The sequence below is a fragment of the Salipiger pentaromativorans genome, from assembly GCF_024721115.1.
GTDB classification, from domain to species: Bacteria; Pseudomonadota; Alphaproteobacteria; order Rhodobacterales; family Rhodobacteraceae; genus Salipiger; species Salipiger pentaromativorans.
Window position 1 is genome coordinate 1 of the sequence record NZ_JAMDHK010000036.1, and the last position, 13,211, is coordinate 13,211.

General features: G+C 61.2%; 8 protein-coding genes and 1 pseudogene. 6 read left to right on the forward strand and 3 right to left on the reverse strand.

Annotation, left to right across the window (positions count from 1 at the left end; translation table 11 throughout):
* The first annotated feature begins 290 nt into the window (after window positions 1-290).
* Window positions 291-1,373: an amidohydrolase family protein gene (locus M4578_RS25575; RefSeq protein WP_258095913.1), complete on the forward strand. Its 1,083-nt coding sequence runs from the start codon at window positions 291-293 to the stop codon at window positions 1,371-1,373.
* Window positions 1,370-2,839, forward strand: coding sequence for an aldehyde dehydrogenase (locus tag M4578_RS25580; protein ID WP_258095914.1), 1,470 nt, complete (start codon window positions 1,370-1,372; stop codon window positions 2,837-2,839). Before M4578_RS25575 ends, M4578_RS25580 begins: the two co-directional genes overlap by 4 nt.
* Here the strand turns inward: M4578_RS25580 and M4578_RS25585 are convergent.
* Window positions 2,824-4,008 (reverse strand): MFS transporter, encoded by a 1,185-nt coding sequence (locus M4578_RS25585; protein WP_258095915.1) that lies wholly within the window; start codon window positions 4,006-4,008, stop codon window positions 2,824-2,826. The two genes, M4578_RS25580 and M4578_RS25585, sit on opposite strands and share 16 nt — an antisense overlap.
* Before the next feature lie 102 nt (window positions 4,009-4,110).
* Here M4578_RS25585 and M4578_RS25590 point away from each other — a divergent pair, with 102 nt between their 5' ends.
* On the forward strand, window positions 4,111-5,448 hold the full coding sequence (locus M4578_RS25590; protein WP_258095916.1) for an aminotransferase-like domain-containing protein: 1,338 nt from the start codon (window positions 4,111-4,113) through the stop codon (window positions 5,446-5,448).
* A 367-nt stretch (window positions 5,449-5,815) separates the two neighbouring features.
* Window positions 5,816-6,961 carry a tyrosine-type recombinase/integrase gene (locus tag M4578_RS25595; protein WP_338054575.1) on the forward strand — a complete coding sequence of 382 codons (1,146 nt, stop codon included), beginning with the start codon at window positions 5,816-5,818 and terminating at the stop codon, window positions 6,959-6,961.
* 56 nt (window positions 6,962-7,017) lie between these two features.
* On the opposite strand, the gene M4578_RS25840 is transcribed toward M4578_RS25595, so the two are convergent.
* Window positions 7,018-7,488, reverse strand: a complete 471-nt coding sequence (locus tag M4578_RS25840; RefSeq protein WP_420854832.1) for a recombinase family protein — start codon at window positions 7,486-7,488, stop codon at window positions 7,018-7,020.
* A gap of 54 nt (window positions 7,489-7,542) precedes the next feature.
* Here M4578_RS25840 and M4578_RS25600 point away from each other — a divergent pair.
* A pseudogene (locus M4578_RS25600) lies at window positions 7,543-8,475 on the forward strand (IS5 family transposase).
* A gap of 1,074 nt (window positions 8,476-9,549) precedes the next feature.
* Here M4578_RS25600 and M4578_RS25605 read toward each other — a convergent pair.
* A complete protein-coding gene (locus tag M4578_RS25605) occupies window positions 9,550-11,796 on the reverse strand; it encodes an Ig-like domain-containing protein (protein WP_258095917.1) in 2,247 nt (748 codons plus the stop codon).
* Between the two features lie 147 nt (window positions 11,797-11,943).
* On the opposite strand from M4578_RS25605, the gene M4578_RS25610 reads away from it, so the two are divergent.
* A complete protein-coding gene (locus tag M4578_RS25610) occupies window positions 11,944-13,047 on the forward strand; it encodes a helix-turn-helix transcriptional regulator (protein ID WP_258095918.1) in 1,104 nt (367 codons plus the stop codon).
* Window positions 13,048-13,211: the final 164 nt, after the last annotated feature.

Below are 13,211 nucleotides of genomic sequence, written 5' to 3' on the forward strand. Positions count from 1 at the left end.
CGAGCCCAAAATCGGTCCCTGTATGCTAAATCAAAGCCCGATTGCATGGAAATCGGCACAGCCAAAACGGTAGATCAGACGTTCCTTAGCTCTGTCCCTCGGAACACGCGCTTTCCGCCGGGGAGCGTACGGGATGCACGGCCCTGACCCCAGCGTCGGATGGGCCCGCATCCGCAAGCGGCAGAGCCATGCCGGATCATCACAGGGATTGCCCGTCCGGCGCTCTGGCCGGGGGGCTTTCGGGCTTTGGGCCGGGCAAGGGCTGCGCCGGGGCCGGGGGGAGGCGAGGAATGCAGACGCGATTTGGCCAGATCATGCCGCCGGACGAGGAATGGTTGTCCCGCGCCGGAGAAGAGCCGGTGCTCGACCCCGACCTTCCGATCGTGGATGCGCATGTGCATCTGTGGCACCCGCAGGGGCAGCCGCGCTATTTCGCCGAGGAGCACGCGGGCGACGCGCTGGGCTGCGGCCACCGGGTCGTGGCGAGCGTGTTCGCGGAATGCCGCAGCATGTATCGCAGGACCGGTCCCGCGCATCTGCGATGCGTGGGCGAGACCGAATTCGCGGCGGGCATGGCGGCCATCGGCGCCAGCGGCCGCTATGGAGAGCTCGACATCGCCGCGGCCATCGTCGGGCATGCGGATCTGACGCTGGACGAGGGCAGGCTGCGCGAGACGCTCGAGGCCCATATCGCCGCCGGCAACGGGCGCTTTCGCGGCGTCCGGCAGCGCGCGAAATGGGATCCGGATCCCACGGTTCGCGGGCCCGAATCCGCGCAGGCGCCGGGGGTCTACCGCTCGCCGGCGTTCCTGCGCGGGCTTGCGACCCTGGGCGCGCTGGATCTGAGCCTGGATGCCAGTGTGTTCCATCCGCAGATCCCCGATGTCACCGCCATGGCGCGGCACTGCCCCGAGGCGCGGATCGTGCTGATCCACAGCGGCAGCCCGGTCGGCTATGGCGCCTATGCGGGGCGCGACCGTGAGGTGCACGCGACCTGGCTCTCGGCCATGACCGAGCTTGCCCGCTGTCCCAATGTGCACGTCAAGCTGGGCGGGTTGCTGCTGTTCCTGGCGAATTTCGACTATGGCCGCGCGGCGGCGCCGCCAAGCTCGCAGCAGCTTGCCGATCTCTGGCGGCCCTATATCGAGCCCTGCCTCGAGCTCTTCGGCCCCCGGCGCTGCATGGTGGAATCGAATTACCCGGTCGATAAGGCCGGCATCCCCTACGCAACCGTCTGGAACATGTTCAAGCGCCTCCTCGCGGGCTGTTCGCGCGCGGAAAAGACCGCGGTGCTGGGCGGAACGGCGGCGCGGTTCTACCGCATCGGCGGGGCGGACACGGATTCGGAACGCAACAGGATATCAGCGACATGAGCGACACTTTCTTCACCCATCCGGACAAGCTGTTCATCGGCGGCGCGTGGGTCGCGCCGTCCTCTCCGGCACGGTTCGACGTGCTCGATTCCGCCACCGAAGAGGTCTTTGCCAGCTACGCCGCGGCGCAGACCGAGGACATGGCCCGCGCCGTGACGGCCGCGCGCACCGCCTTCGACGAAGGTCCCTGGCCGCGCATGACCCATGCCGAGCGGGCGCGCTATCTGCGGGCCGTCGCCGACGAGCTGGACAAGCGTGCAGACTTGCAGGCGCGGGCCTGGACGACCGAGGCGGGCGTGTTGCTGAGCCTCGCGACGAGCCGCATGGGCGGGCTTTCGAACACCTACCGCTACTACGCCGATCTGGCCGAGACCTACCCGTTCCGGGAACGCCACACGCCCGAGGCGGGTGGCGAGGTCGCCTATGTCGTGCGCGAGCCGGTGGGCGTTGTCGCGGCGATCGTCGCCTGGAACGGCGCGCCCGGCCTGGTGACGACCAAGGTCGCCCCGGCGCTGCTCGCCGGGTGTACCGTGGTGCTGAAGGCGGCGCCCGAGGCGCCGGGCGCCGCCTATGTGCTGGCCGAGGCCTGCGAGGCGGCGGGGCTGCCGCCCGGGGTGCTGAACGTGGTGACCGCCGATCGGGAGGTTTCGGAGCAACTCGTCCGCAATCCCGGCATCGACAAGGTGACCTTCACCGGCTCCACCGCCGCCGGACGGCGCATCGCCGCGATCTGCGGCGAGCGCATCGCCCGTTGCACGCTGGAGCTTGGTGGCAAGTCCCCCGCCATCGTGCTGGAGGATTACGATGTCGAGAAAGCCGCGCAGGCCATTGCCTCGAAAGCGATCTTCATGACCGGGCAGGTCTGCTTTTCGCTGACGCGGGTGATCGTGCCGCGCCCGGCGCATGACGCCATGGTCGAGGCGCTGAGCGCGCGGCTTTCCGCGGTGACCGTGGGCAGCCCCTACGATCCCGAGACGCAGATGGGGCCGCTGGCCAGCGCCGCCCAGCGGGACCGGGTCGAGGGCTATATCGCCAAGGGTCTCGCCGAAGGCGCGGTGCTGGCGACCGGCGGCCGCCGTCCGCCGCATCTGGAGCGGGGGTATTTCGTCGAACCCACGGTGTTCGGCAATGTCGCCCCGGGCGCCACCATCGCTCAGGAGGAGATCTTTGGCCCGGTCCTTTCGGTGATCCCGGTGGACAACACCGAAGACGCGATCCGCGTGGCGAACGACACGATCTTCGGGCTGAACGCCAGCGTCTACACCAAGGATGCCGAGCGCGCCTTTGCCGTCGCCTCGCGGGTCCGCTCCGGCACGGTCGGGCACAACGACCTGCGGCGCGAACGGCTGCTGCCCTTCGGCGGGTTCAAGCAGTCGGGCCTGGGACGCGAGGGCGGGCCGGAGGGGCTCGCCGCCTATCTGGAAACCAAGGTGATCATCCTCGATGGCGCTTACGAGCCGGCCTGAGCGCGCTGCGGTGGGGTCGCGGCGCCCGGCGCGGGCCCTGTCCGCGTCCAGACAGTGACGATCAGCAGCGTGGCGGCGATCTGGGCAAGGGCGAAGATCGCCAGCGCCGGCAGCAGCCCGAGCAGATCGGCCAGCGCACCGCTGGCGATCACCGGAAGCGCGAAGCCGGCATAGGCATAGACGAAGAGCCCCGCCGTGGCGCGGGGCCGGTCGTCCGGCGCCCGCAGCGACAGCTCGGCCAGGGCGGCAAGATAGGTGAAGCCGTAGCTTGCCGCGCTGGTGATGCAGGTTCCCGCCAGCACGAGGCTCAGCAACTTCAGCCAGACCCCGGCCAGCAGCACGAGGAACCCCAGCGGGACCAGCACGAACCCGACCGCAAGCGCCTGGTCGTTGGTCAGCCGCCGCGCCAGCGGCTGGCACAGGAAGCCGATGAAAATCGCCAGGAAAACCACCAGCCCGGTCCAGCCGTCGAGACCGTTCGCCGCCAGTTCGAGCGGCACGACCGCAATCGTCATGCCGGTGGTGGACCAGGCCAGGGCCATCGCCGCACCGAACATCCAGCTGCCCGCCGGAAAGACCGGCAGCCGCAGCAGCGACACCGCTCTGGGCCGGTCCGGGCGCGGCAAGCCGAGCGTGGCGAGCGCCAGCCCCGGCGCGAGCAGGAAGAGGAGGACATAGCTGACCGGCAGCAGTGTCGCCCCCTGTAGTCCAAGGCTGAGCCCGGTGGCCAGCGCGCCGCCGCCAAAGCCCAGCGAGGTGGCCGAGGTGACGAGAAGCGCGGCCTGCCGGCTCCGTCCCGGCCCGAGAAGCTCGGTCATATAGGCGGTGCCGGCGGTTGTCGCGAGGCCAGTGCCGATGCCGAGCAGCAGCCGTGCGAGCACGAGGCTCGACCAGCCGGGCGCCTGCACCAGCAGCGCGGTCGCCAGAACGCCGAGCATCAGCGCCGCCGCGATGGGGATCCGGCGCCCGATCCGGTCCGAGAGGCCGCCGAGCAGCAGCAGCGTCGGCATGAGGCCGCCGACATAGGCCGCGAAGGCGATGGTCACCGCCGTGACCCCGACACCGCTTTCCGCCGCATAGACCTCGTAGAGCGGCGCCTGAAGGTTCACCGCGAAGGTGACCGTGAAGAGGCTGGCGGCCAGCAGCGCAGCGGAACGGAAATCAGGCATCGGGGGACCCTCGCAAAGTGATGTCGGGCCGGGATGCCATGCGCAAATATCTAGGACAATTTTTTAATTGTACTAGATGCGCTGACGATCCTAGGGTGGAGCATGGCATCTCCACGATATCTGCAACTGGCCGACAGTCTCGCGTCGGCGATCCGAAGCGGCAAACTGGCCCCGGGAACCCGTCTGCCGCCGCACCGGGCCTTTGCCGAAAAGCTCGGCATCGCTCTGGCCACGGCGACCCGGGTCTATGGGGAACTGGAGCGCCGGGGGCTGGTGGTGGGCGAGACCGGGCGCGGCACTTTTGTGCGCGATCCGGGCGTGCCGCCGGCGCTTGGGGTACGACAGACCGCCACGGACGGGCTGGTCGATCTGGTGTTCAACATGCCCGGCGAGGCCTCCGATGCCGATCTGCTGCGCGACGGGTTGCGGCGACTCGCCACCACCGGCGATCTGGAAGCGATGCTGCGGTATCAGCCGCATGGCGGGCGGATGCATGAGAGACGCATCATCGCCGGCGATCTTGCCCGCTCGGTCGGCGCGGTCGATCCCGACCGGTTGCTGGTGACCTCCGGCGGTCAGCACGCTCTGGCGATCATCGCGCTTGGCGTCTTTGCGCGGGGCGACGCGATTGCCGCCGACACGCTCACCTATCCCGGGTTCAAATCCGTCGCTGCCATGCAGGGGCTCGATCTGGTCGCGGTCGAGGGCGGGCAGGGCGTCATGGACCCCGATGCGCTGGACCGGCAGTGCCGCAGCCGCAGGATCCGGGCGGTCTATCTGATGCCCACGGTCCACAACCCGCTTGGAACGGTCATGGACGAAGCCACGCGGCTGCGCCTCGTCGATGTCGCGCGGCGGCACGATCTCTGGCTGATCGAGGATGCGGCCTATGCCTTTCTCGAGCCGTCCCCGCCGCCGAGCCTGGCGCAGCTTGCGCCCGAGAGAACCTTTCACGTCGGCGGCTATTCCAAGAGCATCGCGACGGGGCTGCGTCTGGGCTATGTGATCGTTCCTGAGTGTCACAGGGATGGTCTGCTCGATGTCATCCGGGCGACGACATGGAATGCGCCGGCGCTGATCTCGGCGCTGGTGACGGGGTGGATCGAGGATGGCACGTTGCGGACTCTGGAGGAGAACCGCCGCCGTGACGGCGCGGACCGGCAGCGGCTGTGCCGGCATGCCCTGCGGGGGCATCCGGTTGTCGCGCATCGGAACGCGGGATTCGCCTGGCTGCCGCTGGAGGGCGGTGCCCGTGCGGAGCCGATCGTGACGCGGTTGATGGGGGAGGGGCTTCTGGTGTCGGGCGCCGAGCCCTTTGCAACCTCCGCCGCCGTTCCCCAGGCGTTGCGGCTGGCCTTTGGCGGCGTGCCGAAAGCCGATCTGGGCGATTGCTTGCGAAGGGTGGGAGAGGCGATTGGGGCTCCGGAGGGCACCGGGTAATGGCGGGCCGCTTGGCCGAGGTCGCGTTGCGATGCGGGCGCGGGGGGGGGGGATTGCGGCGCGGTGATGAGGAGCGCGGCGTGATGACACTTATGCCGGAAGGGCGGTGCGCCGTTGTTGAAGGCACGCACTGGGCTCAACGATGCAGCATATTTCTCAACGATTTGGAGTTCTGGAGAAATATGGTGCCCGGGGGCGGAATTGAACTGCGGTTCCCTTGCTTCTCATAGCAACTCATTTTATTGATTTCCATACAGCTAGTTAATCGAATGTCTGCACATACAGGAACATAATTGGTCCACCCTTTGCATGCTAAAAGGTGGACCAAAGGGTGGACTGAAAAGGGTGGACCAGAAGGTGGACTGAGGTGATATACAACACGCTCAACCCCATGAAGGCTAAGAGCCTGGCCGCCGGCAAATACGCAGACGGTCAAGGGCTGTGGCTGATCAAGCGGAGTCAACAAGCGGGGAAATGGGTGCTGCGTCTCTCGGTGGCAGGGAAACGTCGAGAGATGGGCTTGGGACCGTGGCCTGAGGTCTCGCTTGCGGATGCACGAATGAAGGCGTTGCAGGCCAGGGCGACGCTCCGCGATGGCCTCGATCCGGTGGCAGTGCGTCAGAAGGAACGGCTCAGTGCCAAGCGCCTTACCGTGAAGGAGGCTGTAGAGGGTTGTTTCAAAGCCAGGAAAGCGGAATTGAAAGCGGATGGAACGGCCGGTCGGTGGATGTCTCCCTTGGCGCTGCATGTATTGCCGAAGATCGGTGCGCTGCCCGTGGAAGATGTCGATCAACATGTTCTCAAGCGAACCTTGGAGCCGATCTGGCACAAGAAAGCAGATACCGCACGCAAAGCGATGAACCGCCTTGGTCTGACGCTCAAGCACGCAGCTGCGCTTGGACTTGACGTTGACCTGCAGGCCACGATGAAAGCCCAGGCGTTGCTCGGCAAGCAGCGCCACATCACCAAACATGTCCCGTCGCTTCCATATCAGGAGGCACCGGCGTTCTATCAGTGGCTCTGCACGCAGCCACATCAATCCTGCTTTGTTCTGCGCCTCCTCCTCCTGACTGCCGCCAGAACGGGGGAGGTGCGCTTTGCTACGACAGAAGAGATCATCGACGATATGCTGGTGATCCCACCGGAGCGAACGAAGACCAAACGGGAACACAAGATACCCCTGACGGACGAAGCGCTGCGGGTGATCAAACAGGCCCAGAAGTTCGAAGGGACAAACTTGCTGTTCCCATCATCACGGGGCAAGCCGCTCTCAGATGCCACGATGAGCCGGTTCATGGAGCGAGAGGGATATGAAGCTCGTCCGCATGGCTTCCGCGCCACGTTCCGCTCTTGGGCGGAAGAGTGCACCGATGCACCGTTTGAGGTGAAGGAGGCCTGCCTGGGGCATGCGGTGGATAAGGGTGTGGTGGGCGCATATCAGCGCGGAGAACGCCTAGAAAGGCGGCTGAAGTTACTTAAGTCTTGGCAAGAACATCTGCTTGTGAGCCAGTGAACACTTGCTTTGGGAGAGAGGGGCTGGCCGACTCTAGAGTTTGCAACTTGCTACACTTACCCGCCAAATCGACGGAGAAGTTCGAGTTTTGGGTCGTTGCTGGTCCCCCACGGGGACATCAGCTCCCCGCAGTTGGAACAGAAAAATAGCCGCCGGAACATATGATTGTGCCGGGTGTTCTTCTTTGTGTAGCGACCTGCCTTGATATCAGCCACACGTTGAAACTGCCGCGAACTGATCAACGGTTCATGCTTGCCTTGGAAGACCTCCCCGCTGCGACCGTTCCGCGTTAGACCGCAGTAGAAGGGGTTTTGCAGGATCTGCTCGATGTTCCGCCGGGAGATTAGCTTTCCGCGCCGGGTCGTGAGACCAAGACGCCTCATCTCTTGATGCAGGGATCGGATCGAGTGATCGCCGGTCAGGTAGAGCTGAAAGAGTGTTCGGACGAGCGGAGCGCAGGATATCCGTGAGCGGGTCGGCCGAAAATCCCGATGGACCAGGCAACGGCGTGATGGGCGTTGTTGCAGAACTCGTGGCTGGCAGGATTCACCTCGCGAATCCGGTAGGTTAAGAGGCTTGTCATGAGCAAGCCTGAAGCCGCCCGCTACCGCACGACGAACTGGAAGTCTTACAACGAAGCCCTGAAGCGGCGTGGCTCGTTGTTGATCTGGCTCGACAAGGACATGGTGTGGCTCGCCGCCAGGGCTGGGCGTCCGGGCTGACCGCCGGTGTTCTCCGATGCTGCGATACAGTTCTGCCTGATGGTGAAGGTGTTGTTTGGCCTGCCTCTCCGGCAGACGACCGGGATGGTATCCAGCATCCTAGAGATGGCAGAGCTGGCCTGGCCGGTTCCCGATTTTTCCACCCTGAGCCGCAGGCAGAAGAGCATCTCTGTCGGGATATCGAGCCGCCGGGCGCCAGGGCCGCTGAACCTACTGGTGGACAGCACCGGCATCAAGTTCCTGGGCGACGGAGAATGGCTGGCCCGCAAGCATGGCACCCATCGCAGACGCCAATACCGCAAGGTCCATCTGGCGATGGATACGGCCACCGGCGACATCCGGGCCGTGGAATTCACCTCAAGCCGGGAAGGCGACAGCCCCATCCTGCCGGACCTGCTGGACCAGATCCCCCCGGATCAGCCGATCGGCACCGTGACCGGAGATGGTGCCTTCGACACCCGCCGTTGCCACGCCGCAATCCTCGATCGTGGTGGCAACGCCATCATACCCATCCGCAAGAACGGGCGCCTCTGGAAGGAGGATTGCCCTGCCGCGAGGGCGCGCAATGACATCCTGCGCGCCACACGGCACCTTGGGCGCGCGATCTGGAAGAACTGGTCGGGCTATCATGTTAGAAGTCGGATCGAGGCGAAGATGCGCGGCCTCAAGTCCTTTGGAGAGAGGATCGCATCACGAGATCCCGACCGCCAGACCGCCGAAATCCACATCCGCATCGCCCTCATGAACCGCTTCAACGAACTCGGCCAAGCCGAGATCGAGCGCGTCGCCTAAATTCTCACGGGAAGGGGGCTGCTCGTCATGACCACGAGTTCTGCAACAACGCCGAGCCGCTCCGTTCCACTGTGGAAATCGTCGATAGGTTTTCGGAATGTAGACCCGGATTTCTTCAATAGAAGCCGATTGTCTCAGCAAGGACGCGAGAACTTCGTGCAAGGCGGAAAACCTAGGGGGGACTGTGGTTAAAGAGATGATCGCCATAATGAGAGGGCTTATCCATTTTAACCTGTGCCGAAAATTCGATGCCAGTGGGTGAAAGTTTCTTGCCGTAGCTTGGAACTGAACACATCAGGTAGAAGAGCAGAACGCAAGCCAACAGCCTTGATTTATGAAGAAATACTCGAAGAGCGTCACGTCAACGCTCGTGCTATACATGAAGCTAAACGTTTAGTAGCGCTGTGTCTTGAAGATACCGCAAAACTTCGAAATGTGACTCGGCAAAGCCCGCCTTGTGGGACAGATGGTCTCAAAATAGCGATTCTACGGCTCTACTGAGCCATATTTGGCGGTTCGAACTCGGCATTTTATCCCTGCGAATTTTCGACGTATTCTGAAGACAGATTCTGGGTTTCGAACTCGTGTTCGAGATATAACTCGGCAAAGTCCGCCTTGTGGGACAGATGGTCTCAAAATAGCGATTCTACGGCTCTACTGAGCCATATTTGGCGGTTCGAACTCGATATTCTTGCAGCTTCGCAATCAGACGCAGTTTGGTCATTATGTTCCCGTTTTGAGCCATTTTCTCTGGTTCGAATTTATTTTAGGTGATTTGGCAAACTTCCGAGAATATATAAAGCGTTTCTATGTATTTTTCCATATGGGAAGGCGGTTAATCGACTGAAAGAGAGATGAGGTTGGGGTGCTCGCTTTGTTCCGCCCCCAAACTACAGTCAGCCGCTTGTCACTATTGGGCCGTGGCGCTTGCGATTCCCACAAGCGCCACGAGTAGTTTCAGGAGGGGCCATAGTGTGGGCCGGAATTCGTCTGATAGAGCTCGTCGAATCGGCAATCGGTCAAACCTGCTCCCAGTCGTTTCGGCAGGATAATCCTGCTACACTACAACGCTCTTCACGAGACAGGTGTACCATCGGCTGTGTTTAAGAAAGTCACCGGTGCCCCTACCTCCGGAGGCCCAACGAAATTGTCGGGGGTCAGCAGCCCTTCGAATTCCTGAAGAAGGATCGTCAACGTGCCCGTTTCGCCCGGTTCGGTGCGCATTAGGTCGATACGCAACCCAAACTCTGTGGGCGTTTGCATGGCCACCGCATATGCACCGCCCGGAAGTTCAATTTGATCTTCCGAGGTGAAGTCTGCGATTTCAACATCTGCGTCTCCATCTCTCCCCTGATAGGAGAAGACGTCGCTTCCTGCGCCGCCCACCACGGTTTGACCTGCGTGGAATTCCAGGCGATCATCCCCCTCACCGCCATCTAGCGTAAGAGTAGTGGCTGTAGAGCTGATGGTGTCATTCCCATCTTCAGCGAAGATGTGACTGCCGCCAAAGTCGGTGATCATATCATCGCCGTCTCCTGCGAGAATGTGGGTAGCATCATACGGAGCTCGATCGCCGAAATTCACCAGAATATCGTCTCCGCCTCCGAGGCGGATTACCTCTGGCGTGCCATTGTTAATCACGTCGTCCGGAAAATCGGTGAGCGCAATTTCGCCCTCCGTTTGGGTGAGCGGGATTTCGGTCGTGACGTTTTCCAGAGTCCCGCCAGTGATGGATTGCTCCTGCATGTTCAGCGGGTTCAGATGGGCGATGTCATCCTCTGTCAGGGGCTGATCCAGCCCCTCCAGCACCAGATTGATCTGGTTGCCATCGGAACTGAGCTGCACAGTCGTGGTGTTGGTCTCGGGATCATAACTCTGCGATTCGATTACGATCTCCTCTGCGCCCAGATACTCCACCAGCAGGATTTGGTCTTCTCCCGGAACAAAATCTGTGATCGTGATCTGCTGTGAGTTGTTTTCGCCAAGATCGTAGGCTCCTAGCAGGAAGTCATCAGAGCCTTCGCCGCCGGTAAGAATGTCGCCTTCGGCTGCAAGAAGCGTATCGTTGCCAGGCCCACCATCAACGGTGTCGGCGAAATCGTCTACGACATCGGCGAACTCCTCGGTGACCTCAGCTTCTGCAAGTATCAACCGCAGTGCCGCGTCCGAGATTTCTCCGTTCACGACATCCAGAGTGAAGGCAAGGTTGGACGACCCGTCGAGGAAATCGTCTCCGTCGCCTCCTGTCACTTCGTCATAGCCTACGCCGGCGAAGATCGTATCATTTCCTCCCTGGCCTGCCACGGTGTCGTTACCATTCAGTGCATCAACCATATTGTCTCCGTCACCGAGAACCAGGTTGTCTGAAAGATCGGTGGCAAGATTGATATCAACCTCGACATTGGCGGTCGCCGTCTCGCCTTGAGTATCGACGACTGTATAGGAGAAGCTGTCTGTGCCGTGGAAGTTGTCCGCCGGAGTGTAGGTGATTGTCCCGTTCTCAGCCAACGCTGTCGTACCTTGTGCAGCTTCGCCCACGGACTGCACGGTCAATGGGTCGCCATCGGGATCTGTATCATTGGCAAGTACGTTGATCGATTGCGGTAGTGTTTCAGCCAGCATCAAACTGTCATCGTTGGCGATTGGGCCGACATTTGGACCGCCAGTGCCTACCGTCACCGTTACCGTTTCTACGTCGGTTCCCCCTTGGCCATCTGACACCGTGTAGCTGAAACTGTCAGAGCCCGAGTAGCCGGTATTTGGCGTATACAGGACAGTACCATCCGTGAGGACCTCGACCGTTCCGTTGCCAGCCGGACCAGCGCTTTCGACCACCAGTGGGTCGCCATCGGTATCAGTGTCGTTTGACAAGACCTCGATGATCAGAGCTTCATCCACACCCGTTGATGCGATATCGGGCGCCGCTTCGGGATCGCCATTGATGTCGCTTTCAGTTACGTTAACCGTCACCGTTGCGGTATCGCTGCCTCCATTACCGTCGGAGACACGATAGTCAAATGTGTCAGTACCAACGAAATCGGCATTCGGTTGGTACAGCAGGCCATCTTCAGTGAGTTCGATACTGCCGTTCTCCGGATCGCCCAAGCGATCAACGATCAACATATCGCCATCAGGGTCGGTGTCGTTTCCCAAGATGTCAATCAACGTGGCGGTGCCTGCTTCGGTCGTCGCTGTATCGTCGGCTGCCTCCGGAGCGCCATCGTCCCCGGTTCCGCGCCCATCGTTGTCGTCACCGTCATCGCCAGACGATGGTAACAGAAGCCCGAAAAGCAAAAGTGCCGAAATTGCAATGAGTTCCATTTATTCCCCCAGTGGTTGTGTGTGGCTATTTGGTTGCTTGGACGAGGAGGAGGCAGGGGAAAGAAAGCCTTGTCATGATCCGTTTGGTACATGCATCATCCAAAAATTGACAAATTCACTGCTTTCCATCGCGGAGTGTTTTCAAACATGTTCAAGTCCGAAGATTTGACGCGAATTGTTTCTCTTTCGACCGCAGCGGCGCTCGACGGCCTCTTATGGCAGGATGTGTTGGAGGACCTCTCTGAGGTCGTGGGGAACACTCATTGTCACATCCTGCAGTCAGACGCCGAGGGGCGTTGGATCAATGGGCTGGTGCATGGCTACGATGCTGGTTTCCTTGAAGCTCATGATGCCTACTACAGCGCGATCAACCCATGGCTTCCTGGATTTGTACAGCACCCTACTGGCAAGGCCGTCGATTGCCGTGATATGCTTCCGAATGAAGAGTTATTTCAGACTGAATGGTACAACGACTGGATTCGACCTCAAGACGATATATGTCTTGGTGGAGGGGCAAGGATCGCAGAGGGCGCGGAGGGCATTTTCTTTCTCGGAGGGAATATCCCACGCCGATGTGGCGAGGAAGCGCGTACCCGCTGGCTAACGCTGGTGCAGCTACTGGTTCCACAATTTAGCCAAGCTTGGCGTGTCGGGCGAATTTTGTCCGAGGAACGGCTCGGAAGCGCACATGTTGGACTGTTCATCGTCTCAAGTGGTCGCCGCCTCGTCTTTGCCAATCCGGTCGCTGCGGGGATGATCGAAGAGGGAAAACCCTTTCAACTGAGCGTTAAGGGGAGGTTTGGTTCCGGAGATACAAGTTTAGGGCACTGGATCGAAGTCGTATTGGCGTCGCTACGGCGAAATCAACTTCATACCGCTCGCTATTTTCACAAACCAGACCCCAACCAAGTTTTCCGGATTGAGTGTTCTTTGGTAAATTCAGACTTTCTGAGAAGCCATATGCCAATGGCCCTTATGAACCTGCGCGAGCCCTGCATTTTGCTAACCGTGATACCCGAGAACGGGAACTCAGAAGGTGATGCTGAAAAACTTATGCAGCGTTTCGGCCTTACCGCTGCCGAAACCCAAGTGGTGCTCTTGATACGTGATGGATTGTCACCAGTGGAAATCGCCGACATCAGAAGTGTAAGCGCTGTGACCGTCCGAAACCAGATAAAATCAGCCCTCTCGAAATGTGGTGTCAGACGGCAATCTGAACTGGTCTCGCTTCTGTTGGGTAAAGGTTGGTAATGTGTGAACAAGGATGGGTTTGATAAGAGGCGTGAACACCTAAGTGAGGGGGCAATGTAGGCCTGCAACTTGATTGACCTGCCCCCCGCGAAATCCCTCATCATGATGTAGAGTCTGCCCAACCTTGAAGGAGCAGACGAATGCGAAAGAGCCGTTTTACCGAG

Excerpts from the sequence above, each read along its gene's own strand:
- M4578_RS25575 (WP_258095913.1), top strand. The coding sequence starts at position 291 with ATGCAGACGCGATTTGGCCAGATCATGCCGCCGGACGAGGAATGGTTG.
- M4578_RS25580 (WP_258095914.1), top strand. The coding sequence starts at position 1,370 with ATGAGCGACACTTTCTTCACCCATCCGGACAAGCTGTTCATCGGCGGC.
- M4578_RS25585 (WP_258095915.1), bottom strand. The coding sequence starts at position 4,008 with ATGCCTGATTTCCGTTCCGCTGCGCTGCTGGCCGCCAGCCTCTTCACG.
- M4578_RS25590 (WP_258095916.1), top strand. The coding sequence starts at position 4,111 with ATGGCATCTCCACGATATCTGCAACTGGCCGACAGTCTCGCGTCGGCG.
- M4578_RS25605 (WP_258095917.1), bottom strand. The coding sequence starts at position 11,796 with ATGGAACTCATTGCAATTTCGGCACTTTTGCTTTTCGGGCTTCTGTTA.
- M4578_RS25610 (WP_258095918.1), top strand. The coding sequence starts at position 11,944 with ATGTTCAAGTCCGAAGATTTGACGCGAATTGTTTCTCTTTCGACCGCA.